Annotated in this window: 24 protein-coding genes and 1 tRNA gene; 14 read left to right on the forward strand and 11 right to left on the reverse strand. The window is 58.8% G+C overall.

Translation table 11 applies throughout. The features are described from left to right. From gltB to ACESNI_RS15440, 3 genes are all read right to left on the reverse strand, one after another. A partial coding sequence (gene gltB / locus ACESNI_RS15430) for a glutamate synthase large subunit (RefSeq protein ID WP_373088572.1) occupies positions 1-4,045 on the reverse strand: 4,045 nt, incomplete at its 3' end. A gap of 18 nt (positions 4,046-4,063) precedes the next feature. Further along, positions 4,064-5,506 (reverse strand): NAD(P)-dependent oxidoreductase, encoded by a 1,443-nt coding sequence (locus tag ACESNI_RS15435; RefSeq protein ID WP_373088574.1) that lies wholly within the window; start codon positions 5,504-5,506, stop codon positions 4,064-4,066. A 333-nt stretch (positions 5,507-5,839) separates the two neighbouring features. Then, positions 5,840-6,799: a complex I NDUFA9 subunit family protein gene (locus tag ACESNI_RS15440; RefSeq protein ID WP_373088576.1), complete on the reverse strand. Its 960-nt coding sequence runs from the start codon at positions 6,797-6,799 to the stop codon at positions 5,840-5,842. A gap of 175 nt (positions 6,800-6,974) precedes the next feature. On the opposite strand from ACESNI_RS15440, the gene ACESNI_RS15445 reads away from it, so the two are divergent. The 9 genes from ACESNI_RS15445 (at position 6,975) to ptsN (ending at position 13,795) form a co-directional block, all read left to right on the forward strand. After that, positions 6,975-7,061: transfer RNA gene (locus ACESNI_RS15445), tRNA-Leu, on the forward strand. Between the two features lie 71 nt (positions 7,062-7,132). Next, positions 7,133-7,747, forward strand: a complete 615-nt coding sequence (locus ACESNI_RS15450) for a ribonuclease D (protein WP_373088578.1) — start codon at positions 7,133-7,135, stop codon at positions 7,745-7,747. A 136-nt stretch (positions 7,748-7,883) separates the two neighbouring features. Continuing rightward, on the forward strand, positions 7,884-8,885 hold the full coding sequence (locus tag ACESNI_RS15455) for a KpsF/GutQ family sugar-phosphate isomerase (protein ID WP_373088580.1): 1,002 nt from the start codon (positions 7,884-7,886) through the stop codon (positions 8,883-8,885). 3 nt (positions 8,886-8,888) lie between these two features. Then, positions 8,889-9,566 carry an LPS export ABC transporter periplasmic protein LptC gene (gene lptC / locus ACESNI_RS15460; protein ID WP_373088583.1) on the forward strand — a complete coding sequence of 226 codons (678 nt, stop codon included), beginning with the start codon at positions 8,889-8,891 and terminating at the stop codon, positions 9,564-9,566. Positions 9,567-9,593: 27 nt separating this feature from the next. Further along, positions 9,594-10,151: a lipopolysaccharide transport periplasmic protein LptA gene (gene lptA / locus ACESNI_RS15465; protein ID WP_373088585.1), complete on the forward strand. Its 558-nt coding sequence runs from the start codon at positions 9,594-9,596 to the stop codon at positions 10,149-10,151. A 24-nt stretch (positions 10,152-10,175) separates the two neighbouring features. Beyond that, a complete protein-coding gene (gene lptB, locus ACESNI_RS15470; RefSeq protein WP_373088587.1) occupies positions 10,176-10,937 on the forward strand; it encodes an LPS export ABC transporter ATP-binding protein in 762 nt (253 codons plus the stop codon). Between the two features lie 26 nt (positions 10,938-10,963). Then, the gene (rpoN, locus tag ACESNI_RS15475; RefSeq protein WP_373088590.1) at positions 10,964-12,520 is read left to right on the forward strand and encodes an RNA polymerase factor sigma-54; all 1,557 of its coding nucleotides are present in this window, start codon (positions 10,964-10,966) and stop codon (positions 12,518-12,520) included. Between the two features lie 159 nt (positions 12,521-12,679). Then, a complete protein-coding gene (gene hpf, locus ACESNI_RS15480) occupies positions 12,680-13,285 on the forward strand; it encodes a ribosome hibernation-promoting factor, HPF/YfiA family (RefSeq protein ID WP_373088591.1) in 606 nt (201 codons plus the stop codon). A 45-nt stretch (positions 13,286-13,330) separates the two neighbouring features. Further along, on the forward strand, positions 13,331-13,795 hold the full coding sequence (gene ptsN / locus ACESNI_RS15485) for a PTS IIA-like nitrogen regulatory protein PtsN (protein WP_373088592.1): 465 nt from the start codon (positions 13,331-13,333) through the stop codon (positions 13,793-13,795). Positions 13,796-13,841: 46 nt separating this feature from the next. Here ptsN and ACESNI_RS15490 read toward each other — a convergent pair whose 3' ends face one another. After that, positions 13,842-14,060, reverse strand: coding sequence for a hypothetical protein (locus ACESNI_RS15490; RefSeq protein WP_373088594.1), 219 nt, complete (start codon positions 14,058-14,060; stop codon positions 13,842-13,844). Positions 14,061-14,090: 30 nt separating this feature from the next. Further along, positions 14,091-14,549 carry an Hsp20 family protein gene (locus ACESNI_RS15495; RefSeq protein ID WP_373088597.1) on the reverse strand — a complete coding sequence of 153 codons (459 nt, stop codon included), beginning with the start codon at positions 14,547-14,549 and terminating at the stop codon, positions 14,091-14,093. A gap of 189 nt (positions 14,550-14,738) precedes the next feature. Between ACESNI_RS15495 and ACESNI_RS15500 the strand changes: the two genes are divergently transcribed. Continuing rightward, complete coding sequence (locus tag ACESNI_RS15500; RefSeq protein ID WP_373088599.1) at positions 14,739-16,253, forward strand: 3-hydroxyacyl-CoA dehydrogenase; 1,515 nt, start codon at positions 14,739-14,741, stop codon at positions 16,251-16,253. Between the two features lie 23 nt (positions 16,254-16,276). Here ACESNI_RS15500 and ACESNI_RS15505 read toward each other — a convergent pair whose 3' ends face one another. From ACESNI_RS15505 to nthA, 4 genes are all read right to left on the reverse strand, one after another. Continuing rightward, positions 16,277-16,540 (reverse strand): hypothetical protein, encoded by a 264-nt coding sequence (locus tag ACESNI_RS15505; protein ID WP_373088601.1) that lies wholly within the window; start codon positions 16,538-16,540, stop codon positions 16,277-16,279. Between the two features lie 66 nt (positions 16,541-16,606). Further along, positions 16,607-16,975 (reverse strand): nitrile hydratase accessory protein, encoded by a 369-nt coding sequence (locus ACESNI_RS15510; RefSeq protein WP_373088602.1) that lies wholly within the window; start codon positions 16,973-16,975, stop codon positions 16,607-16,609. Next, the gene (nthB, locus tag ACESNI_RS15515; RefSeq protein ID WP_373088603.1) at positions 16,972-17,628 is read right to left on the reverse strand and encodes a nitrile hydratase subunit beta; all 657 of its coding nucleotides are present in this window, start codon (positions 17,626-17,628) and stop codon (positions 16,972-16,974) included. Before nthB ends, ACESNI_RS15510 begins: the two co-directional genes overlap by 4 nt. Position 17,629: 1 nt before the next feature. Next, entirely contained in the window at positions 17,630-18,250 is a 621-nt protein-coding gene (gene nthA, locus ACESNI_RS15520; protein ID WP_373088606.1) for a nitrile hydratase subunit alpha, read from the reverse strand. A 207-nt stretch (positions 18,251-18,457) separates the two neighbouring features. Between nthA and ACESNI_RS15525 the strand changes: the two genes are divergently transcribed. Beyond that, a complete protein-coding gene (locus tag ACESNI_RS15525; protein WP_373088607.1) occupies positions 18,458-19,063 on the forward strand; it encodes a carboxymuconolactone decarboxylase family protein in 606 nt (201 codons plus the stop codon). Here ACESNI_RS15525 and ACESNI_RS15530 read toward each other — a convergent pair. Beyond that, entirely contained in the window at positions 19,054-19,689 is a 636-nt protein-coding gene (locus ACESNI_RS15530; RefSeq protein WP_373088609.1) for a hypothetical protein, read from the reverse strand. The genes ACESNI_RS15525 and ACESNI_RS15530 overlap by 10 nt on opposite strands. 90 nt (positions 19,690-19,779) lie before the next feature. On the opposite strand from ACESNI_RS15530, the gene ACESNI_RS15535 reads away from it, so the two are divergent. Beyond that, entirely contained in the window at positions 19,780-20,592 is an 813-nt protein-coding gene (locus tag ACESNI_RS15535) for a phytanoyl-CoA dioxygenase family protein (RefSeq protein WP_373088611.1), read from the forward strand. Here ACESNI_RS15535 and ACESNI_RS15540 read toward each other — a convergent pair. After that, positions 20,566-21,054: a MarR family transcriptional regulator gene (locus ACESNI_RS15540; protein WP_373088612.1), complete on the reverse strand. Its 489-nt coding sequence runs from the start codon at positions 21,052-21,054 to the stop codon at positions 20,566-20,568. The two genes, ACESNI_RS15535 and ACESNI_RS15540, sit on opposite strands and share 27 nt — an antisense overlap. 79 nt (positions 21,055-21,133) lie before the next feature. Here ACESNI_RS15540 and hmgA point away from each other — a divergent pair, with 79 nt between their 5' ends. Further along, positions 21,134-22,459: a homogentisate 1,2-dioxygenase gene (gene hmgA, locus ACESNI_RS15545; protein ID WP_373088613.1), complete on the forward strand. Its 1,326-nt coding sequence runs from the start codon at positions 21,134-21,136 to the stop codon at positions 22,457-22,459. Continuing rightward, on the forward strand, positions 22,456-23,478 hold the full coding sequence (locus ACESNI_RS15550) for a fumarylacetoacetate hydrolase family protein (RefSeq protein WP_373088614.1): 1,023 nt from the start codon (positions 22,456-22,458) through the stop codon (positions 23,476-23,478). The genes hmgA and ACESNI_RS15550 overlap by 4 nt, the downstream gene beginning before the upstream one ends. Positions 23,479-23,522 lie beyond the last annotated feature (44 nt).

Raw genomic sequence — 23,522 nt, forward strand, 5'->3', positions numbered from 1 at the left:
GCACCACAATGGTGCCCCCTGACAGGCCCTTGCCGCAGTAGTCATTGGCATCGCCGAGCACTTCCAGCTTCAGCCCCTGCACCGAGAACGCACCGAGCGACTGCCCGGCGGACCCGCGCAGGCGGACGGTGATATAGCCCGGTTCCAGCCCGGTCATCCCGAAGTTGCGGACGATATGCGACGACAATTTGGTGCCGATGGCGCGATGGGTGTTGCGGATGCTGTAGGCAAGCTGCTTGCGCTCGCCGCCCTTGCTGAAGACACTGGCCACATCCATAATCATCTGCGCATCAAGGGTTTCAGGGACCGGGACCGGCCCCTTGTTGGTGCAATAGCGCGGATTGTTGCCCGCGTCGGCCTCGGCCAGCAGCGGGTTAAGGTCGAGATCGTCGAGATGGGCGGAGCCACGGCTGACCTGGCTGAGCAGGTTGCTGCGGCCGATGATTTCCTGCAGCGTCCGATACCCGAGCCGCGCCAGGATCTCACGCACTTCCTCGGCGAGGAAACTGAACAGGTTGACGACCTTGTCGGCATTGCCCTCGAATTTCTTGCGCAGATCTTCATCCTGGGTACAGATGCCGACCGGGCAGGTGTTGGAATGGCACTGGCGGACCAGGATACACCCCATGGCGACCAGTGCGCCGGTGCCGAGGCCGTATTCCTCGCCGCCCATGAGGGCGCTGATCACGATATCGCGGCCGGTTTTCATGCCGCCGTCAACGCGGAGCAGGACGCCGTGGCGCAGCTTGTTCAGGGTCAGCACCTGATTTACTTCGGGCAGGCCCATTTCCCACGGCACCCCGGCATATTTGATCGAGGTCTGCGGGCTGGCGCCGGTGCCGCCGGAATTGCCGGAAATCATGATGACATCGGCCTTGGCCTTGGCGACCCCGGCGGCGACCGTGCCGATACCGGCCTCGGCCACCAGTTTCACGCAGACCCGGGCTTCCGGGTTGATCTGCTTGAGGTCGTAGATAAGCTGGGCCAGATCCTCGATCGAGTAGATGTCATGATGCGGCGGCGGTGAGATCAGGGTCACGCCGGGTGTTGCATTGCGGAGCTTGGCGATCATTTCCGAGACCTTGAAACCGGGAAGCTGGCCACCCTCGCCGGGTTTTGCCCCTTGCGCGATCTTGATCTCGATTTCTTCGCAGTTGGTCAGGTATTCCGCTGTTACGCCGAAGCGGCCGGAGGCAATCTGCTTGATCGCGGAATTGGCATTGTCGCCATTGGCCCGCGGCTTGAAGCGATTGACATCCTCGCCGCCCTCACCGCAGTCAGACTTGCCACCGATCCGGTTCATGGCGATGGCAAGGGTTTCATGGGCCTCCTTGCCGAGGGCGCCAAGGCTCATGGCGCCGGTGACGAAACGCTTGCGGATTTCGGTGATACTCTCGACCTCATCGATCGAGATGGGTTTGCGCGGTGACTTGAAATCGAGCAGGTCGCGCAGGTTGACCGGCGCCATCCGGCTCATGCCGTCGCTGTATTTCTTGTAGAGCGAATAGCTGTCCTTCTCGACTGCGGATTGCAGAAGATGCACCAGTTCGCCGTCGAAGGAATGAGTCTCGCCGGACGCGCGGAAGCGGTAAAGACCGCCGACGGGCAGGCTGATCACATCCTCCAGATAGGCCTTGTGGTGCTGTTCAAGAACTTTAAGCTGAATGCCGGGCAGGCCGATGCCGGAAATGCGCGACGGCATGCCCGGAAAAAACTCCGCAACCAGCGCCCGCGACAGGCCGACCGCCTCGAAATTATAGCCGCCCCGATAGGAGCTGATAACCGAGATGCCCATTTTCGACATTACCTTCAGCAGGCCCTGATCGATGGCGTCCTTTGCCCGCGCGAGACAGCTGTGGATATCGAGGCCCGGGAACAGGCCACGGCCATGACGATCCATGATCGCTTCCTGCAGCAGATAGGCATTGATCGTCGTCGCCCCAACGCCGATGAGGACGGCGAAATACTGCACATCAAGACATTCGCCGGAACGCACATTGATCGAGGTGAAGGTCCTGAGCCCTTCGTTGACGAGATGGGTATGGACCCCGGCGGCGGCGAGAATGGACGGAATCGGCGCCCGGTCGGCGCCGGTGTTCATATCGCTCAGGATAAGATGGGCGCAGCCGCCGCGCACGGCGTTCTCCGCCTCTGTCCGCATGGCGCGCAGGGCCTTGGTCAGGCCTTCCGGGCCGTCGGCAACGTTGAAGGTGCAGTCGATAACCTGCGCCCCGTCGCCCATATAGGCCTGCATGGCCTCAAACTCGCCATTGGTCAGGATCGGGCTGTCCAGCGACAGGATTTCAGCCTGGCTCTTGTCCTCGTCGAGGATGTTGTTGAGGTTGCCAAGCCGGGTTTTGAGCGTCATCACCCGGCGTTCCCGCAGGCTGTCGATCGGTGGGTTCGTCACCTGGCTGAAGCGCTGGCGGAAATAATGATGCAGGCCGCGGTACTGCTTGGACAGGATGGCGAGGGGCGTGTCGTCGCCCATGGAGCCGACGGCCTCCTTGCCGTCCTCGACCATCGGTTGCAGGATCAGCTCAAGGTCCTCAAGCGTCCAGCCCGAGCACAGCTGGCGCTGGCGCAGTTGCTTGCGGTCGAAGCGCTGGATCTCCTCGGCGCCGCCAACCTTTTCACCAAGGTCGACCGTGTTCTCGATCCATTTGTCGAACGGCTGGGAATTGGCGAGCTTGTCCTTGAGGTCGCCGTCGAAATAGAACTGGCCCTTTTTCAGATCGACACCGATCATCTGGCCGGGGCCAACGCGGCCTTTACGGATAATCTTCGATTCGTTGACCGGGACCATGCCGGTTTCGGAGCCGACGAGCAGTAAATTGTCGCCGGTAATGGTATAGCGCAGTGGCCGTAGACCGTTGCGATCCATGCCCGCAATAACCCAGCGGCCATCGGTGGCGCAGATCGCCGCCGGGCCATCCCAGGGCTCCATCACCGAGTTGCAATAGGCATAGAGCGCTTTGTGCTTGGGCGGCATGTTTTCCTTGTTGCCCCAGCTTTCCGGGATCAGCAGGGTTTTCGCCATTGGCGCGCTGCGTCCGGCACGGACCAGTACCTCGAACACCGCATCAAGGGCGGCACTGTCGGAACTGCCGGCCTGAATAATCGGTTTCAGGTCATCGGACTTATCGCCAAAGGTGTTGGAGACCATGCGGATTTCATGGCTTTTCATCCAGTTGACGTTGCCGCGCAGCGTATTGATCTCGCCGTTATGGGCAAGCATGCGGAACGGCTGCGCCAGATTCCAGGTCGGGAAGGTGTTGGTCGAATAGCGCTGATGATAAATGGCAAAGGTCGAGATGAACCGCTCATCGAGCAGGTCGGGGTAAAAGCTCGACAGCTGCTCGGCGAGGAACATGCCCTTGTAGATGATCGAGCGGCAGGACAGCGTACAGATGTAAAAGCCACTGATATGCGCGGCGAGGACCTTCTTCTCGATCCGGCGGCGGATGATATAGAGGTCGCGCTCGAACTCGCTGTCATCGACGCCGCGGGTGTTGGCGATCATGATCTGCTCGATCTCGGGGCGGGTCGCGTTGGCCTTCTCGCCGATGATGCTGGCATCAACCGGCACCTGCCGCCAGCCGTAGATATAATAGCCGAAATGCAGGACTTCGCTTTCGACGATGGTCCGGCAGGTCTCCTGTGCCTCGAAATTGGTTTTTGGCAGGAACACCATGCCGACGGCCAGCTTGCCATCGATCGGCTCATGGCCGGTGCGGGCGATATGTTCTTTGAAGAAATCCTGCGGGATCTGCACATGGATACCGCAACCGTCGCCGGTCTTGCCGTCGGCGTCAACGGCGCCACGGTGCCAGACGGCTTTCAGGGCATCGATACCGGCGGCGACAACGGCGCGCGAGGCCTTGCCGTCGATGGCAGCAACCAAACCGACGCCGCAGTTATCCTTCTCCTCGGCCGGATCATAGAGGCCATTGGCCTGCAGATGCGCGGCATTTTTTGTCCAGGACCTGACGAACTCTTCGCCCGCGGAAAGCGGGATTAGCTGATTTTCAGTTTCATTTTTCATCTTGATCATCCCGTTTCATCATGACGCCTGCGCGACGTCATCGGCGGCGCGCTTGTTCGTAAGAAATGTATGTAATGCCTGCGAGACATCGCGGCCATCGCGAATGGCCCAGACCACCAGCGAGGCGCCGCGGACGATATCACCGACCGCATAGACGCCTTCAAGACTGGTCATGCCGGTGGCGAAATTCACCAAAATCGTGCCCCAGCGCGACACTTCAAGGCCCGGCTCCCCAAATAACTTCGGGATATCCTCGGCATCGAAACCGAGGGCCTTAATGGCAAGATCGCAGGGGATATCATGGTCAGAGCCTTCAATCTCCACCGGCACCTGACGCCCGGTGGAATCGGCAATGCCCAGATGCATGTTGACGGCCTTGACTGCCGTCACCTTGTCGTCGCCGAGAAAGGCCTTCGGGGCCGAGAGCCAGACGAAATCGACGCCCTCCTCTTCGGCATTCCCAACCTCGCGGAGCGAGCCCGGCATATTCTTGCGGTCGCGCCGGTACAGGCATTTGACCGATGTCGCGCCCTGACGGACGGCCGTGCGGACACAGTCCATGGCCGTATCGCCGCCACCGATGACAACGACATTCTTGCCCGCCGCATTCAGGGTGCCGTCTTCAAACTCCGGCACGTTATCGCCGAGCCCCTTGCGGTTGGAGGCGGTCAGGAAATCAAGCGCCGGGACAATGCCGGCCGTGTCGCTGCCGGCAAGGGCGATATCGCGGGATTTATAGACGCCGGTGGCGATGATGATGCCGTCATGCTTCTGGCGAAGCTCGGTCAGGGTCGCGTCGCGGCCAACCTCGAAATTCAGATGAAACGTGACGCCGCTGTCGCGCAGCAGTTGCGCGCGCCGCTCGACGACTTCCTTTTCCAGCTTGAACGACGGGATGCCGTAAATCATCAGCCCGCCGATACGGTCGTAGCGGTCATAGACATGCACCTGATAGCCCTTTTTGCGGAGCTCGTCGGCGGCAGCGAGGCCGCCCGGACCGGCACCGATAATGCCGATCGACTGATCCAGCTCGCGCACCGGCACCGTCGGCTTGACCCAGCCCTTCTCCCACGCGGTATCGGTGATATATTTCTCGACCGCGCCAATGGTGACTGATTCAAAGCCCTTTTCAATCACGCAGGCGCCTTCGCAGAGCCGGTCCTGCGGGCAGATACGGCCACAAATCTCGGGGAAATTGTTGGTCGACTGACTGACTTCATAAGCCTCTTCCAGCCGCCCGTTCGCGGTCAGCATCAACCAGTCGGGGATATTATTCTGGACCGGGCAGTGAATCTGGCAGTAGGGAATGCCGCATTGCGAGCAGCGCGCGGCCTGTTCAGCGGCGCCTTCGGTCACGAACTCGCCATAGATCTCGTTGAAATCCTCGCGCCGGGAATCGGCGCTACGTTTGGTCGGCATCTGCTTTTCAAGCGTGACGAATTTCAGCATTTTCTGTGACATCAGGCGTTCCTGTTCCGCCTCCGGAAACCCGGAGTTAATTGACAACGATCACTGTTACAATGTCTGCAGTGGAGGGCGGATTTCGGGTCGGGTATAAAGTGGCACCATCGACCGGACGCTTGCTCGCCTTTGATCAACCCCACGGGCAGATATTCTGAATACCCGAAATCAAATGGAATTACCAGCAAAAACGATATTTTATGTCAGTATGGGTGACTTAATATAGTTAAGAGGGCCATACGAGAGGTCTTTTGCGCAATAATACGGCAATTTTACCCATTATTAGGACCGTTACGGTCCTAAATGCAGAATCGGGAGAAGACACCCGAGGCGTTACGGTTGATCAGGGAGTGCAGATTGGTAGCCGCCGCCTTTTTTGTAGCGCTGTAGATATTGCGGTACGATGGCATCAATGCGCCCGGCGGTGATCCCGAGATCGGCGAGGTTGGGATACTGGCCGCTGGCGACGTTATCGACTTTCAGCAGTTTGACCTGATCGGTCGTCAGCGGGGGGCGGCCGGGTATCAGTCCCATGAAAAATGCCATGACGGACATCACGCCCGCCGGGACCGGCAGCAGCAGGCATTTGCGCCCGGTCGCGTCCAGTATCTTGCTCATGAGGTCGCGCAGGCTGTAAATATCGGGGCCGGTGAACTCCCATGTTTTTCCCTGCTGGTCCGGGGTCTCGATGATACGCAAAATGGCTTCGGCGAGGTCCTGCACCCAGACCGGCTGCATCTTCATCTTGCCGCCATCCACCAGCGGAAAGGCCGGCGACAGCGCCAATATCCTGGCGAAACGATTGAAAAAGTCATCGTCACGGCCGAAAACGACGGCAGGGCGGAGAATGGTGGCGCCCGGGAATTCCGTGGCCGCCAGTTCCTCGCCGACCGCCTTGCTGCGGGCGTATCCGGCCTCATGCGCCCGATCGGCGCCGAGGGCCGACATATGGATGAGGTGGCGCACACCGGCCTGTTTTGATGCCTTGGCGATCCGCTCCGCCGCGTCGACATGCACGGCGCCGAAAGTCTGGGCGCCGCTTTCATACAGGATACCAACGAGGTTGATGACGATATCGGACCCGCGCACCGCCCGTTCGACCGACGCCTGATTGCGGACATTGGTTTTGAGCCCGACAATCTGGCCGACACTTCCCTGGGTCATCAGGTCAGTCGCGTCTTCGGGGTCGCGCGACGCCAGCCGGATCCGGTAACCCTTGGCCGTGAGCCGGCGCATCAGGTGACGGCCGATAAAGCCGGAGCCGCCGAAAATGGTAATTAAGCCGTTCGCCATTTTTCTGTCCTTCTGTTCACGCGGGGGCAGGCCACCAAGTCCTTGCCCCGGATTACAGGTCATTATCTACCGACATATAGCGCCGCCGCCAAGCCTAAACGTAAAATACTTGGTTTGTTTTGACGAAGTTTGTTGACATCGCGCGATCCGCTTTATATCAGAGGCGTCACTGAATGCCCAGGTGGCGGAATTGGTAGACGCGCTAGCTTCAGGTGCTAGTTTCCGAATGGAAGTGGAAGTTCGAGTCTTCTCCTGGGCACCAACGGTTCAGTTTCGATAAATACGGTCCTGCCTCTGTCCCGGTCGGTATGCGGGCCGTCAGCGGAGGGTGACATGGCGATATTTCTGCATCACGGGGATCTTCCCGCCGACGTCGACCTCGGCGCCGCCATCGCGATCGATAGCGAGACCATGGGCCTGCTGCCGCAGCGCGACCGGCTTTGCCTTGTGCAGCTTTCCGCCGGTGACGGCGATGCCCATCTGGTGAAATTCGACGGCAAGACCTATGATGCCCCCAATCTCGCCCGTCAGCTCAACGACCCGGAGCGGCTCAAGCTGTTCCATTTCGGGCGCTTTGACATTGCAGTGCTCAAGCATTACCTCGGCATCACTTGCGCGCCGGTCTATTGCACCAAGATCGCCTCGCGGCTGGTCCGCACCTATACCGACCGCCATGGCCTCAAGAACCTGTGTCAGGAACTGCTCGGCGTCGACATCTCGAAACAGCAGCAAAGCTCCGACTGGGGGTCTGTGGAATTGAGCGAGGCGCAAATGGAATATGCCGCCTCGGATGTGTTGTACCTGCATCAACTGAAGGTCGAACTGGACCGGATGCTGACCCGCGAGGGACGGATGGACCTTGCCGCCGCCTGCTTCCGATTTCTTCCCGTGCGCGCCGATCTCGACCTCGAAGGCTGGCCGGAGACGGATATCTTCGCCCATAGCTGAACCTTTCGGCGGCTGCCCTGCTATTAACCTTGTTAAAAAGGCATGTTTTCTTATATATTCTCATAACGTGAAAGAGCCTGATTGATCTGATGATCGCGCGGGCGGAGTAAAGCTAAGTAGACAACGGGATTTATGGATGACGGTTTCACCTCAGGCAATGACAGACAGGGCGGAGAACGACCCTGACCTTGAGGTTGCCCGGACTGTCCTGAAAATTGAGGCGGACGCCCTTCTCCAACTCCATCAACAGCTCGACGGCGAGTTTATCAAGGCGCTTGATTATATTTCCCAGGCCAGCGGACGGGTCATTGTCAGCGGTATGGGAAAGAACGGCCATATTGGCAACAAGATTGCCTCCACCCTTGCCTCAACCGGGACCCCGGCGCAATTCGTCCATCCGGCGGAAGCAAGTCACGGCGACCTTGGCATGATCACCCGCAACGATGTCGTGCTCTGTTTGTCCAATTCCGGTGGGACACGTGAACTCAGCGATATCATTGCCTATACAAGGCGGTTTAATATTCCCCTCATTGCCATCGTCGGCAAGGCGGACAGCACGCTGGGCCGTCGGGCGGATGCGGTGTTGTTGTTGCCGGACGCGCCCGAGGCCTGCCCGATGGGCCTTGCGCCGACAACCTCGACGACGCTGGCGCTGGCACTCGGGGATGCGCTTGCGGTCGCGCTCCTGAAGCGGAAGGGGTTTAATTCCGAGCAGTTCAAGGTTTTCCATCCGGGCGGCAAGCTTGGCGGGGCGCTGATCAAGGTCGAGGACCTGATGCACAGCGGCGATGCCATGCCGCTCCTGCGCGAAAATACCCTGATGAGCGAGGCCCTGATCGAGATTTCAGCGAAAAGCTTCGGGTGTGTTGGTATTCTCGATGACGCGGAAGAGCTGATCGGCATCATCACCGATGGCGACCTTCGCCGTCATATGGGCGCCACCCTTCTGGAGATGCGGGCGCGCGATGTCATGACCCGCAGGCCGCAGACGATTTCGCCGTACGCCCTTGCAGGGGAGGCGCTGGCACAGATGAACTCGACCGGGTTCAATGGCATCACCTGCCTGTTTGTGACCGAGAACAACCGCGCTCTCGGCATCATCAGCGTACATGACTGCCTGCGCAGCGGGGTCGTATAGGGGATGAAACGCGCTGATATCCTGTCCACAGACGATAAAATCACCGGCGAAACCCTGTCCGGTGCCCGTGACTTCATCGGCACAACGAGCTTTGCCGAGATGAAATTCAACTCGCGCTACAGCCATTTTGTGGCGATCATCAAGTTCATCCTGCTCGGCCTTGCCATTCTGCTGGTCGGTCTCGCCTTCGTGCTGCCCAACCTTGACCGCGAGGAAGGCTTTACGCTCAACTATGCGGATGTCACCCTGTCCGACGACGGCCTGACCATGAAAAACCCGCAATATGTCGCCAGTGACCTGAGCGACCGGCAGTATGTGGTGACCGCGGATACGGCAAGCCAGAAGACGGCGTCAGCCTCTGAGGTGACACTGAAGAACCTGCAGGCGGATATGAGCCTGAAATCCGGGGACTGGATCTCGGTCTCGGCGCCGGACGGGGACCTGAACACCAAGACCGGACTGCTTCATCTTTATGGCAAAATCGATATTTTCTCGAACAACGGTAACCAGCTGATAGCACAATCGGCGGATGTCGACCTGAAGAAGGGCACCATTGAAAGCTCCCATCCCCTGACGGGACATGGGCCACTCGGCGCCATCGAGGCGGACAGTCTTGCCGGCAATCAGAAAACAGGAACCATCCGGTTTGAAGGCAACGTTAAAGTAACAATCAATCCCTAACCCGCTTGACCATGGACAGAATTCGGTATGCAGAGGCTCATCAAGAAAACCATCATCCCCGTCCTCGCCGCCACCGCCCTCTGTCTTGGGGTCGCGCCGGCAGGCATGGCGCAATCCGTCCTTACCGGCGGCGCTTTTGATACCAGCCGACCGCTGGAGATCACCGCCGATAGTCTTGAAGTCCAACAGGCCAAACAGACCGCGGTTTTCGAGGGTAATGTCCAGGTGGTGCAAGGCGAAATCCGCATGCGCGCGAATAAGCTGGTGGTTCATTATTCCGACAAGAAATCCGGCGACAGCGGCGGCCCCACGAACATCAGCCGGATTGACGCCAGCGGCAAGGTCTTCCTCTCCAGTCCGCGTGAAACCGCCGAGGGCGACACCGGGGTTTATGACGTGACGAATAAACGCATTGATTTAAAGGGAAATGTGGTATTAACCCAAGGGAATAACGTGCTGCGCGGGGATAAGATGACCCTCAACCTGATCACTGGAAAGAGCCGGGTTGAAGGCGGCGGGACGAGCGGCGGTGAAAAGGGCCGGGTGAAGGGAATTTTCGTTCCGGAGAAAAAAGCGGATAAGTAGGGTACAAGCGTAATGAGGACGGATATGGATGAGACGGGCCCGCGACCGCGACTGGTAGCCGAAAACACCGGATTGCGGGCACAGAATATCGGTAAGTCATTCAAGAAGCGACCAATCCTGCGCGGCGTCGATATTACTGTCAATCGCGGCGAGGCCGTTGGCCTTCTGGGCCCGAACGGCGCTGGCAAAACCACCAGCTTCTACATTATGTCAGGTTTGCTCAATCCGGATTATGGCACGGTTTTCCTTGACGGTCGCGATGTGACGGACCTGCCCATGTACCGGCGTGCCCGCCTTGGCATTGGCTACCTGCCTCAGGAAGCCTCAATCTTTCGCGGCATGAATGTCGAACAGAATATTCGCGCGGTGCTTGAACTGATCGAGCCGGTGGCCGAAAAGCGTGAGCGGGACCTCGAAGGGCTGCTCGCCGAGTTTTCCATTTCTCATTTGCGCCGGACCCCGGCCGTTGCCCTTTCCGGCGGCGAGCGGCGGCGGGTCGAGATTGCGCGGGCACTGGCAGGCAAGCCGAACTATATCATGCTCGATGAGCCGCTGGCTGGTATCGACCCGATCGCGGTCTCTGATATCCGCGATCTCGTCTCCCATCTCAAGGACCGCGGGATCGGCGTCCTGATCACCGAACATAACGTCCGCGAAACGCTCGACATCATTGATCGTGCATATATTCTTAACCAAGGTCGTGTCATAAAGGAGGGTAACCCTGCCGAGATTGTATCGGATGAGGGAGTAAGACGCGTTTATTTGGGGGATCGCTTCAATCTCTAGCAGATTGGCGGCGATCAGGAGTAACGATGGCGCTAACGCCTAGACTGGATTTACGACAAAGCCAACAGCTTGTTATGACGCCTCAGTTGCAACAGGCGATCAAGCTGCTGCAACTATCCAATCTCGATCTTGCCGCCTATGTCGAGCAGGAACTGGAGAAAAACCCGCTGCTCGAACGCGCCGATAATCTTGCCGTTGAGGAAGAACACGGGAGTGACCGGGAGGTTGAGCCCGACCGGGATTTAAGTGGCGACAGCGATGATTCCGGGGCGCTGGACGAGCTTAGCCTGTCAAATGATAGCGACGCGGCGGACGCCAAAGAGAGCGCCCTCGATACCGATTACGATAACGTCTATACCAGCGATGCCGCCGGGGATATCCCCGCCGATGGTCCGCGCGCCGATGCCGCCGATACCGGGTTCCTCGCGGCCAGCAGCGGCAGCAGTTCCTTCTCTGGCAGCGACGTCAATCTTGAACAGACCCTTAGTGAGGATATCTCGCTCCGCGATCATCTTTCGCAGCAGCTGAGCCTGCTGCCACTGTCGCATGCGCGCAAGCTGATTGGCGCCTATCTCATCGATCTGGTGAGCGAGGCAGGATACCTCGCCGATGATCTCGGCGAGGTGGCAGCAACCCTCGGCTGTTCCGTCGATATGGTGACCGAGGTGCTGGACCAGCTGCGCGGGCTTGAACCGGTCGGCGTGTTCGCCCGCGATCTGGGCGACTGCCTGGCGTTGCAGCTGAAGGACCAGAACCGCTACGATCCCGCGATCGCCGCGTTGCTTGACAATCTCGACATGCTGGCAGCGCGGGACTTGAAGGGGTTGCTGGCGGTTTGCGCGGTCGATCAGGAGGATCTCGCCGAGATGATCAGTGAGATTAGGGCGCTGGACCCCAAGCCGGGCCTGCAATTCGGCACCGATATCGCGCAGACGGTGGTGCCCGATGTTTTCGTCCGCCGCCGCCCTGATGGCGGCTGGCATATTGAGCTGAATAGCGAAACTTTACCGAAAGTACTGGTCAACAACCAATATCACACTATCCTTAATGGCAGGGCGCGGAAAAAGGACGAGAAGGAGTATATCTCCGACTGCCTGAATACGGCGAACTGGCTGGTGAAATCCCTGGACCAGAGAGCCCATACCATCTTGAAGGTCGCCACCGCGCTGGTCGAGGAGCAAGAAATGTTTTTCACGCAAGGGATTGAATTCCTGCGGCCATTGAATTTGAAAACCATCGCCGAGGCGATTTCCATGCACGAGAGTACCGTCAGCCGCGTCATGTCAAATAAATATATGGCAACATCGCGTGGCGTTTTTGAACTCAAGTATTTTTTCACCTCGGCCATCAACTCGTCGGAGGGGGGCGATTCCCATTCGGCGGTCTCCGTTCGTCATAAATTGAAGCAGCTCATTGACGAGGAACTGCCAAACAAAATTCTTTCTGACGACAAAATCGTCGAATTGATGAGACTTCAGGGGATTGATATTGCACGGCGCACGGTTGCGAAGTATCGTGATGCGATGAAGATACCCTCTTCCGTCCAACGTCGAAGGCAAAAGAAGCAGTTGATCGCTTCATAATCGGAGGATGAAAAAATATTACCACCTTCACACCAATTTCCCGTTTCCATGACTGTGTGTTGACATTGCCACGCGCAAAAACTATGGTCCCGCCCGCGAATGGAAACGGACGTAATATTCAGGCGGAAATCTGTTCACTTCTAGAATTGGATCTTTGAAATGCAAGTGATTGTTAAAGGTAAGAATATTGATGTCGGCGATGCCCTTCGCGAGCATATAGAGGCAAACCTGGAGGCCGGCGTTTCGAAATATTTTGACAACGCCATCGACGCCCAGGTGATCGTCAGCCGCGATAATCATAATTTTCACACGGAATGCAGCGTCCATATCGGATCGGGCATCGACGTAACCGCCTCTGCCGATCATGTCGACGCCTACAGCAGCTTCGATGCCACGGCGGCTCGGATCGAGAAACAGCTCCGGCGCTATAAACGACGGTTGAAGGATCATCACGGCAAGGAGCGCCATAACGCCAAGATGCGCTTTGCCGCGCAAAGCTATATCCTGGCGCAGGAACCAGAGGACGAGCAGCCGGAGACCGAGGTCAGCGAGGAAGATTGGCAGCCATTGATCATTGCCGAAAGCAGCGCCGATATTCCCGATTGTTCGGTCGGTGAGGCGGTAATGAGGATGGATCTTGCCAACCTGCCGGCGATGATGTTCCACAATTCATCAACCCGGGGCCTGAATGTTGTCTATCGGCGGTCCGATGGCAATATCGGCTGGATCGACCCGAAAATTGCCTCGTCTGAAAATTCCGCTTAGGCGCCCTTGCATTGCGCCCCGCAATTACCAGCTAGAATAGGTATCATGGAAATAAGAGAGCTCATCAGTCCGAAGACGGTTTTTTCTGGCTTGAAAGCAACCAGCAAGAAACAGGCTCTGCAGGAACTGGCGCGTCGGGCGGCGGTCATCACCGGCTGCCCCGAACGTGCCATTCTGGACGTCCTTCTTGAACGCGAGCGGCTCGGCACCACCGGGATAGGCAAGGGAATTGCCATCCCGCATGGGAAACTTGCCGGGATCGATCGTGTGTACGGATTTTTCGCCAAGCTGAACAATGGCATCGATTTTGATGCGATGGATGACCTGCCGGTCGATCTGTTGTTCCTGCTATTGGCGCCGGAAACGGCGGGGGCGGATCACCTGAAAGCGCTGGCCCGGGTGTCCCGCACGCTGCGCGACAAAGGGCGGTGTGAGAAGTTGCGCGGCAGTCACGATGCCGATGCCTTGTATGCGGTCCTCACAGAAGAGAGCGCCCAGTCCGCCGCCTGAGCCGTTAAGGCATCAGGGCGTCGGAGCGGGCAACCATCTGTCGATATTAATTGACGAGAAAGCCTTCGAAGTCATTCTGGCGGGCAACAACAAGCGCTGTTTCCGGGGATGTTTCCTGGCCCAGCTTTTGTCCGTTTGCGGCGAAGATGCCGTAAACCGTCTTCCCGTCTTCTTCAATGGCGCGAATATATGCCATGTCCATGGACCCGAGCATTCCGAATGCCGACGGGCTCAGCTGGCGTAGGGTGGTTTCCTGGTACTGCATTTTAATATTCCTTACGCGGCAATAATGGGCTTACTCAATTAACTCTGCCGGATTAACGGTTTTCATTTCTTTCTTGTGGCTTTTCTTACGAATCTCGATCTGTCGGCGGTCCGTTTTCGGCTCCGGCAACAGCAAGTCGATGTGCAAAAGCCCGTTATTCATTTCCGCCCCCGAGACCTCAATTCCTTCGGCAAGTACAAATTTCCGCTGGAACTGCCGGGAGGCGATGCCTCTGTGCAGAAAAATCCGGTCCGTTTCATCCTGTTGCTTACCATGAATGATAAGCTGGTTCTGTTCCAGCGTTATCTTCAAATCATCTTCAACAAATCCGGCGACCGCGAGGGATATTCGCAAGCTCACTTTGCCGGTCTGCTCGATATTATAGGGGGGATATCCGTCGCCGCCAGATTTCGACAGCTGTTGCAGCATCTGTTCGAAATGGTCGAAACCCAGCATATGCGGATTATTAAATGTCGTAATGCGTGGCATAAAATCCTCTCCTCCTATGAGCGAGCAATCAGACTTCGGTCCTTATCGGCACCTGTGAGTGGCCCAATTGTGGCACCACTCCAAATGATATGTAGGGATTTTGCTCGATTTCATCAAGGTTGTGGTTCACAAAAATCGTTGGCAGGGTATAAGACAGGATTAGGTTCAATAATAACAACACTGGAAATAATGATGAACATCGATCCGAAGAAGCAGGATTTTAAAATTGGGATTGTCGGCGCGGGCGCGATGGGCCGCGGGATTGCCCAGGTATCGGTCACTGGCGGCATGCCGGTCTGTATTTTCGACGCCGCGGACGGCGCCGCGGACAAGGCGAAAGACTTCATCGCCTCGATGATTAACCGGTCCGTCGATAAGGGCCGGATGGAACAGGACGAGGGCGCCGCCGCAATTGGCCGCCTGCAGGTCGCCTCCCGCCTTGAAGATCTCAGCGATTGCGATCTTGTGGTCGAGGCCATCGTTGAGAATATCGACATCAAGCAGAAAGTCTTCCAGCAGTTGGAAGCAGTTGTCCGCCCCGAGACGATTATCGCCTCCAACACCTCAAGTATCCGCATTTCCTCGATCGCGTCCGCCTGCCAGCATCGCGGCCGGATCGCGGGCCTGCATTTCTTCAACCCGGTTCCGCTGATGAAGCTGGTCGAGGTGATCAACGGTACCGATACCAGCCCGGAAGTGACCGCCGCCCTTGAAGTCATTGGCAAGCGCATGGGCCGGGTGCCGGTTGTGGTCAAGGATGCGCCGGGTTTCCTCGTTAATCTTGGCGGGCGCGCCTATTCAACGGAAGCGCTCCGGATTGTCTCCGAAGGGGTGGCGACACCGTTCGAGGTGGATGCGATTATGCGCGATGCCTGCGGCTTTCGCATGGGCCCGTTCGAGCTGCTCGACCTGACCGGCATCGACGTCAATTTCCCGGTCAGCCAGATCATCTATAACGGCTATTTCCAGGACAAGCGGCTGTCCACCTATCCCCTTCATGAAAGCATGATGGAGGCAGGCCGTCTCGGCCGCAAGACCAAGGCCGGATTCTACAGCTATGAAGAGGACGGCACGATCATCCGCCCCGAGGTCGATCGACCGATTACCGTGGCCCCGGCGCGGCGCGTGGTGCTGACGGAGCATTCCGGCGCGCTGGATGCGATCCTGCGCGATCTCGGCGTCAGTGTCCTGAAAGAGGATGACGGGGTTGCGCCAATCCTTGCTGACCCGATCGGGGAAGATTGTACGGCGCTTGCCGCTCGCCTCGGGCTCGATTCCCGCCGTCTCGTCGCCATCGATACCCATACCGGCGTCTATTCGCGCGCGACCGTGATGGCGGCACCTGGTGCTGATGACGCGATTGTGCTCTCGGTTATGGCGATGCTGAAGGAGATTTCCGGCGGTGTCACCCGCATCAAGGACAATCCGGGTTTCGTCGCCCAGCGGATTCGCGCCATGATCGCCAATCTCGGTTGCGAAATGGCGCAGATTGGCATCGCGACGCCCGAAGATATCGACAAGGGCATGAAACTCGGGCTCAACTACCCGCTGGGATCGGTTGAACTGGCGGAAAACATGGGCCGCCGGAACTGCCTGCAAATCCTTGAGCAGTTGCAGGCGATCACCGGGGAGGATCGCTACCGGCCGAGCCAGTGGCTGCGGCGCCGGGCCCTGCTCGACTTGCCGATTCATACACCGGACTGAGGCGCCCGGCTGAAACGTGTGACTTACTGAACCGGCGTGTCGTTCTCGCGGGCGACCGCCATTTGGGCCAGTTCCTGAAAGGCGCTGGCAGCATTGCCGCCGAGGCTGGTTTCGACCGCCTGCATCATGGTGGCGATGGTCCCGGCGGTGAAATGCTCGCGTTCCAGACCGGCGGCAAGGCAATCCTGCAGGGCCTTGTCCATGTAGCCGGTGATGATTTCCGCGGCTTTATCCAGCTTTTCCTTGGTTTCGAGATCGGGGAGGGTATAGGGCGTGTTGTCGGGCACAGCATTTCCAGTTCATCAAGTTATCCGTCGGGGCAGACATAAGACTTCTGCCGGGTAATCGCAAATTTATTTCTGCGTAAGTTCTATCGGTTGGCCGTGCGGGGTATGTTCGCTGGCGGTTTGCCAGGCGCGCTTGCGCGTGGTGAGCTCCGCCGCCGTCAACAGATTTTTCGCCGTCACGATTTTTTCAAGCGCCGTCAGCCAGCAGAGATAATAGCCCTCATTGCCGGCGTCAGTCCCGTTTATTGTGGCAGCGGCGATCTCGGCACTTAGCATCTCCGCCCATTCGGGCCAGCTGAACTGCCCCTGCTCATGGAGCCGGACAGTGAGCGCAAAGGCCTGCGCCTGCCAGGGTTCATCGAACACCGGTCCGTCGTCATCGCGAGGGATCGCAAGGCTCAAAAGCGCCGGATCGAGAGGGTGGAGGGCGGTCATACGGCCTCCAGATGATCATCCCAGAGATCAAGATATATATTGTCTCCGGCATGGCCGTCGGGCCCCCAAAGCTCGGTTGAGGTGAATTTCACGTTATAGAGATGCTGCGGATCGCTCCGTCCCGCGGCGCTGGCGTCGGCAAAGACATGAAGGCCGTAATCGGTCTCGATAATGCCTTCATGGCCGCGCGCATAGCGGGGCAGGCGGGTATGACTGGCGGGGTGAATGTTGCGCGCCCGCACCGTTTGCCCGGCGGTAAAGCTGGGCGCCTTGCCCCGGGGCGCAACGTAATTGCTGCCCTTGTCCATGACCGCATCGACATCCGGGGCGGCGAGGGCCGGGCGCGGGGTGCTGACCGGCCGGGGCGCCATGACGCCCGACAGCTCCTGCGTCGAGATAAGCCCTTTCTCTGACAAAATCCGGACGAGACCGTCGAGCCAGATCTCATAATAGCTGCTGGCGAGATATTGCGCCGGGTCCATACGCTCGCGGGCATGGCGGGATTCGTCAATATTCCTGACGCCAAGCGCCGAAATGGCATTATTCATGGCAAAAACGCGCTTTTCCCAATCGGCATGGAAGACCGGTTCGTTCTCCTCGGCCTCAACCGGGCCCATGCCGTGCATTCCGCCCATGTCATGTATACCGTCCATATCAGATCTCCCGTGCCTGCGCTGGAGTGAGGGCGACGCTGACCCCGATCATGCTGTCGCGGGTGACGAGGAGCGCGAGATCATCCTCGGTCATGCCATCGGTTCCGGGCGGCCGTCTTGGTACCACCAGATAGCGGGTTTCGGCGGTACTGTCCCAGACCCGGACCTCGGTGGTTTCGGGCAGGGTGGTGCCGAATTCCGCGAGGACCTTGCGCGGCTCGCGTACCACGCGGGAGCGGTAGGGCGCGGATTTATACCAGACCGGCGGCAGGCCAAGCACCGGCCAGGGGTAGCAGGAACAGAGCGTGCAGACGACGACGTTATGAATGGCCTCGGTGTTTTCGACGGCAACAAGTTCCTCGCCCTGTCCGCCGGAAAAGCCGAACTCGGCGATGGCGGCGCTGCCGTCGGTCAGCAGGCGCTGCTTGAAATCGACATCGGCCCATGCGCGGGCGATGACCTTGGCACCATTTTTCGGCCCGACTTTTGTCTCATAGCGGTCGACAAGGGCATCCAGCGCCGCTGCCTCCACCAGACCCTTTTCAATCAACAGGGATTCAAGGCTTTTCACCCGCAGAACGGTTTCCGGTAAGGGGTCGTTATGCTTATGGTCGCCTGCCATGATCGTCTCTCCCTCCGCGTTAAGCAGTTTTCTTCATATTTCATTAAGGCGTTTCCTGCGACTATAGGCCTGAATAAATTGAAGTTCAAAAGCAAATCCGGCGCGCTGGCGAAAAAAGGCCGGGCATAAAGTCAGGCAGGGGGTTTCCTGCCGCCCGTTCGTCTGTTACGCGGGGATATGGATGATTTGCAAGACGAGGTGGAACCTATGACCTGGATCAGGACGATCCCGCCGCACGAGGCGGACGGGCGGCTCAAAACCATGTATGAGAGGATCAAGGGCCCGGACGGCGCGGTTGATAACATCATGGAGGCGCATTCGCTCCGCCCGCATACGATGGAGGGGCATATGAGCCTCTACAAGCATGTGCTGCATAACAGCGCCAACAAGCTGCCGGTGTGGAAGCTTGAGGCAATCGGCGTATATGTCAGCCTGCTTAACGGCTGTGACTATTGCGTCGAGCATCATTTCAGTGGATTACGGCGGTTGCTGAACGATGATGCGGGCGCGGAGGCAATGCGGGCTGCGCTGGAAGCCGGTGAGCCGGAGCGGGTGTTTGCCGGGCCCGATCTCGCCATGATGCTCTATGCCAATCTGCTGACGACGCGCCCCAACCAGGTTACCAGGAACATGATTGACGAATTGCGCAAGTCGGGGCTGGAGGACGGTGATATTCTCGAGATCAACCAGGTCGTCGCTTATTTCTCCTACGCCAACCGCACGGTTCTTGGTCTTGGCATCAATACCGAGGGTGATGTTCTCGGCCTCTCCCCCGAGGCATCAGAGGACGCCAACATCTGGGCTCATCGATAGCCGGATTTCACGTCGGCGGGCGGCAGGTTTTTAAGGGCAGTGGCCGCAAGAGCTATGTTTTCCGCCCCCCAGAAGCCATCGGTATACATTACGAACGGGCCGACCCCGGCGAAGGAGGAAAGGCCGCCCCCGGCCCCCGGCAGGAGTTTTTCCTTGTCCTCCTGATAGGCATTGCGCAGTCTTGACTTGCTGACACGGAGGCGAATATCGCCGCGCCCGCCGCGCCCGCGGATCACCTTGAAATCGGTGATGTCGGGGGCGAAGAAAACCGTTTCCTGAACGCGCCACAGCCCCTTCCGGAGGATAGCGGCGCGTTGGTCCGTGACGAAATAGGCAGTGCGGCGCGCGCGCCAGGCGTAACGCAGCGGGCTGAGCAGCAACCAGAGCGCCCCGGCGATGATGAGCAATTCAGGCAGGCGGATATCGGTGATTTCCGGCGTTGTCACGTACAGCATTGCCAAAAACAGCACCATAATCAGGCCGACAGGGCAGAACCACCAGTTAAAGACCAGCGAACGCCGCAGTCCCGGTCGCCCCGTCCAGAGGATTTTCTCCTCTGGCCAGAGGACATGACTGCGAAAATAGGCCTCGGCGGCGGAAAGGGGCGCCTCAACGGTCAATTTCACGTCCTCTTGAGTTGATGTGCATAAATGATTTGACGTCGTTATATGTATATAACGACAATAAAGGCGGCGCGACAAGTTCAGGAGGATGAAATGACGGCACATATGACCCGCAGCGTGACAGCGGAGGAGATCAGGACATTTCAGGAGGACGGGGTTGTCTGCCTTCGCGGCTTTTTCAACATGGACTGGGTGGAGCGCCTGCGCGACCTGATCGAGGAAGATATCGCCAACCCCTCGGGTATGGTTAAAAGCATCGACGGCAAGGGGGCGACCGGGTTTTTCTTCGGTGACACCTTCGTCTGCCACCATCACAACGGGTTCCGGGATGCGGTCTTCAACTCCCCGGCGCCGGAGATTGCGGCCTCTGTCCTGCAAACGGAGAAGGTCAACCTGCTGTTCGACCAGATATTGGTGAAGGAGCCCGATACCTCGACCCCGACAGCTTGGCATCAGGACTATACCTACTGGCCGGTGGCCGGGGATCAGGTGGCAACGCTGTGGTTGGCGCTCGATCCGGTGACTTTCGACAGCGGTGCCGTGGAGTATTTACGCGGCTCCCATCGCTGGGGCCAGAAATTCCTCGCCATCAGCTTCGATCCGGACCAGAAATATGAGGAGGACCTGCCCGAAGTCCCGGATGTGGAGAGCAACCGGGACGCCTATGATATTGTCTCGTTCGAGCTGGAGCCCGGCGACTGTTCGCTGCATCACGCGCTCACCCTGCATGGGGCACAGCCGAACAAGTTACGCGACGTGCGCCGCCGCGCCTATATCCAGCGCTGGACCGGAGATGATGTGACCTATAATCCGCGGCCGAATTTACAGAAAATGCTGCGCGATCCGATGATCCCCGCTGGGGGCCCGCTCGATTCGGATTTATTCCCCCGCGTCCTGCCACGCTAGCGGCGACTCTCCGGCGTTACGCCTGTCCGCCGGATCGAGATACAGCGCCTCAAGCGCCGCCAGTCCCTGTTGCAGGGCGGCGGCGTTTTTCGGACCGAGTTTAGCCAGTATTTCTGTCTCCACCGTCATCATCATCGGCACCAGCCGGTCATAGGCGGCCCGTCCCCGCTCTGTCAGGGTGATTTGCTCCAGCCGCCGGTCATTCTCGTCCGCCGTGCGCCGCAGCCAGCGTTTCTGTTCCAGTTTGAACAGGGCGCGGCTGACCTTGGTCTTGTGCATGGTCGAAAAATACGCAATTTCCGTTGCCGTCATCATGCCTTTGTGGCCGAGCAGGGCAAAGGCCCGCCATTCCGGACGGGTCAACCCATATTCCGAGCGATAGGCCTGGCTGGCGTTCCGGCTCAGGGCTTCGGCCAGCCGGTTGAAGCGGTAAGGGAGGAATTCTTCGAGGATAAGGGACATAAAAACCGTCTTGATAGTTACAATTTCAACTATTACAAATGATACTAATTTCGGTGCAAAAATCTACAAGGAATGCAGGATGGCGCTTACCTATTTATCCGGATTTGGCAACGAGTTTGAAACCGAGGCGTTACCGGGCGCCCTTCCCAAGGGTCGGAACAATCCGCAAAAATGCGCCTACGGCCTCTATGCGGAGCAGTTCTCCGGCACGCCCTTCACGGCCCCCCGGGCGACGTCCGCGCGCAGCTGGCTGTACCGGATGCGCCCCTCCGTCCTGCACAGCCGCCGTTTCTCGCCGCTCGACCGTCCATACTGGCTATCGGCCCCGGCGACGGCGGGCGAGGCGACGACGGGTGCAGCGCTGGCCCTCGGCCCCTATCGCTGGGACCCGGTGCCGCTGCCGACGGCGGAAACAGCTTTCCCCGCGGGTGTCGCCACCATCACCACCGCCGGGGATGTCCGGATGCAGGTCGGCATGGCGGCTCATATATATGCCTTCAACGCTGATATGACCGATGACTATTTCGTCAATGCCGATGCGGAAATGCTGCTGGTGCCTGAGCTTGGGCGGCTTCGGGTCGCGACCGAGCTCGGGGTTCTGGAGGTCGAACCGCAGGAGATTTGTTTGCTCCCGCGCGGGATGATGTTCCGCGTTGAATGTCCTGATGGCGCGGCGCGTGGCTATATCTGCGAGAATTACGGCGCCCGTTTTACCCTGCCGGAGCGTGGCCCCATCGGCGCCAATGGCCTCGCCAATGCCCGCGATTTCAAAACCCCCATTGCTGCCTATGAGGACAAAGAAACGCCCTGCCGGGTGGAGATGAAATGGGGCGGGCAGTTCTATCACACGGAAATCGGCCATTCGCCGCTTGATGTGGTTGCCTGGCATGGGAATTATGCGCCGGTTAAATATGATCTTAGGCGGTTCTGCCCCATGGGGGCGATCCTCTATGACCATCCCGATCCGTCAATATTTATAGTTCTGACCGCGCCGACGCCGGAAGCAGGGACCGCCAATGTCGATTTCGCGATTTTTCCGCCGCGCTGGCTGGTGGCCGAAGAGACCTTCCGCCCGCCCTGGTACCACCGCAATATCATGAGCGAGTTCATGGGGCTTATCGAGGGCCAGTATGACGCCAAGGAGCAGGGTTTCCTGCCCGGCGGGATGAGCCTGCATAACATGATGCTGCCGCATGGCCCGGATACCGCCGGATTTGACAAGGCCAGCACCGCCACCCTCGCCCCGCAAAAGCTCGATGACACCATGGCCTTCATGTTTGAAACCCGCCTGCCGCAGCAGGTGACGGGCTATGCCGCCGGACTGGGAGGGCTGCAGACGGATTATATCAATTGCTGGGACGGGCTGGAAAAACGCTTCGACGGCACGATAGAGGGAAAGAAATGAAACTGGCAACCCTGAACAATGGCGACCGGGACGGCCAGCTGGTGGTGGTCTCCAAGGACCTTGGCCGTTGCCTGCCCGTACCGGACATTGCGGCAACCCTGCAATCGGCGCTGGATGACTGGATGAAGGTTGCGCCAAAACTGGAACAGGTCGCCGCGCGGCTGGAGACGGATGCCAGCCTTGGTGAGCCGTTCGACGAGGCCCGCGCCCGATCGCCACTGCCGCGTGCCTATCAATGGGCGGACGGCTCGGCCTATGTCAATCATGTCGAACTGGTGCGTAAAGCGAGGAATGCCGAGATGCCGCCGTCCTTCTGGACCGATCCGTTGATGTATCAGGGCGGCTCCGACAGTTTTCTCGATCCGCGCGCGCCGATCCGGATGGCGGACGAGGCCTATGGCATCGATATGGAGGGGGAAGTGGCGGTCATCGTCGGAGATGTGCCGATGGGCGCCGACGAGCACGCGGCCCGCGACGCCATCCGCCTTGTGATGCTGGTCAATGATGTTTCGCTGCGCGGCCTGATCCCGGCGGAACTTGGCAAGGGCTTCGGCTTCTTCCATGCCAAGCCGTCGAGCGCCTTCTCACCGGTCGCCGTGACTCCGGGTGCCCTAGGTGATGCCTGGGACGGCGCGAAACTGCACCTGCCGTTGCTGGTGGAGTATAACGGCGCCGCTTTCGGCAAGGCCAATGCCGGGATCGACATGACATTTGATTTTGCCGAGTTAATTGTTCATGCTGCGAAGACGCGGCCGCTCTCCGCCGGCACGATAATCGGCTCCGGCACCGTCTCAAATAAGTTGGGTGAGGGTCCCGGCAAGGCGATATCGGAGGGCGGTGCGGGCTTCTCCTGCATCGCCGAGCTGCGCATGATCGAAACCATCGAGACGGGAACGGCAAAAACACCGTTCATGAAGTTCGGTGATCAGGTCCGCATTGAAATGAAGGATGCAACCGGGGCCTCGATCTTCGGGGCGATTGACCAGCGGGTCGAAAAATTCAGGGCAACAAACGCGTAGCAGCTAAGGAACAGGTTTCTGAGCCATAGCATTCACCGCGCGGG

The organism is Sneathiella sp. (genome assembly GCF_041689005.1).
Taxonomy (GTDB): Bacteria; Pseudomonadota; Alphaproteobacteria; order Sneathiellales; family Sneathiellaceae; genus Sneathiella.

Excerpts from the sequence above, each read along its gene's own strand:
- ACESNI_RS15435 (WP_373088574.1), bottom strand. The coding sequence starts at position 5,506 with ATGTCACAGAAAATGCTGAAATTCGTCACGCTTGAAAAGCAGATGCCG.
- ACESNI_RS15440 (WP_373088576.1), bottom strand. The coding sequence starts at position 6,799 with ATGGCGAACGGCTTAATTACCATTTTCGGCGGCTCCGGCTTTATCGGC.
- ACESNI_RS15450 (WP_373088578.1), top strand. The coding sequence starts at position 7,133 with ATGGCGATATTTCTGCATCACGGGGATCTTCCCGCCGACGTCGACCTC.
- ACESNI_RS15455 (WP_373088580.1), top strand. The coding sequence starts at position 7,884 with ATGACGGTTTCACCTCAGGCAATGACAGACAGGGCGGAGAACGACCCT.
- lptC (WP_373088583.1), top strand. The coding sequence starts at position 8,889 with ATGAAACGCGCTGATATCCTGTCCACAGACGATAAAATCACCGGCGAA.
- lptA (WP_373088585.1), top strand. The coding sequence starts at position 9,594 with ATGCAGAGGCTCATCAAGAAAACCATCATCCCCGTCCTCGCCGCCACC.
- lptB (WP_373088587.1), top strand. The coding sequence starts at position 10,176 with ATGGATGAGACGGGCCCGCGACCGCGACTGGTAGCCGAAAACACCGGA.
- rpoN (WP_373088590.1), top strand. The coding sequence starts at position 10,964 with ATGGCGCTAACGCCTAGACTGGATTTACGACAAAGCCAACAGCTTGTT.
- hpf (WP_373088591.1), top strand. The coding sequence starts at position 12,680 with ATGCAAGTGATTGTTAAAGGTAAGAATATTGATGTCGGCGATGCCCTT.
- ptsN (WP_373088592.1), top strand. The coding sequence starts at position 13,331 with ATGGAAATAAGAGAGCTCATCAGTCCGAAGACGGTTTTTTCTGGCTTG.
- ACESNI_RS15490 (WP_373088594.1), bottom strand. The coding sequence starts at position 14,060 with ATGCAGTACCAGGAAACCACCCTACGCCAGCTGAGCCCGTCGGCATTC.
- ACESNI_RS15495 (WP_373088597.1), bottom strand. The coding sequence starts at position 14,549 with ATGCCACGCATTACGACATTTAATAATCCGCATATGCTGGGTTTCGAC.
- ACESNI_RS15500 (WP_373088599.1), top strand. The coding sequence starts at position 14,739 with ATGATGAACATCGATCCGAAGAAGCAGGATTTTAAAATTGGGATTGTC.
- ACESNI_RS15510 (WP_373088602.1), bottom strand. The coding sequence starts at position 16,975 with ATGACCGCCCTCCACCCTCTCGATCCGGCGCTTTTGAGCCTTGCGATC.
- nthB (WP_373088603.1), bottom strand. The coding sequence starts at position 17,628 with ATGGACGGTATACATGACATGGGCGGAATGCACGGCATGGGCCCGGTT.
- nthA (WP_373088606.1), bottom strand. The coding sequence starts at position 18,250 with ATGGCAGGCGACCATAAGCATAACGACCCCTTACCGGAAACCGTTCTG.
- ACESNI_RS15525 (WP_373088607.1), top strand. The coding sequence starts at position 18,458 with ATGACCTGGATCAGGACGATCCCGCCGCACGAGGCGGACGGGCGGCTC.
- ACESNI_RS15535 (WP_373088611.1), top strand. The coding sequence starts at position 19,780 with ATGACGGCACATATGACCCGCAGCGTGACAGCGGAGGAGATCAGGACA.
- ACESNI_RS15540 (WP_373088612.1), bottom strand. The coding sequence starts at position 21,054 with ATGTCCCTTATCCTCGAAGAATTCCTCCCTTACCGCTTCAACCGGCTG.
- hmgA (WP_373088613.1), top strand. The coding sequence starts at position 21,134 with ATGGCGCTTACCTATTTATCCGGATTTGGCAACGAGTTTGAAACCGAG.
- ACESNI_RS15550 (WP_373088614.1), top strand. The coding sequence starts at position 22,456 with ATGAAACTGGCAACCCTGAACAATGGCGACCGGGACGGCCAGCTGGTG.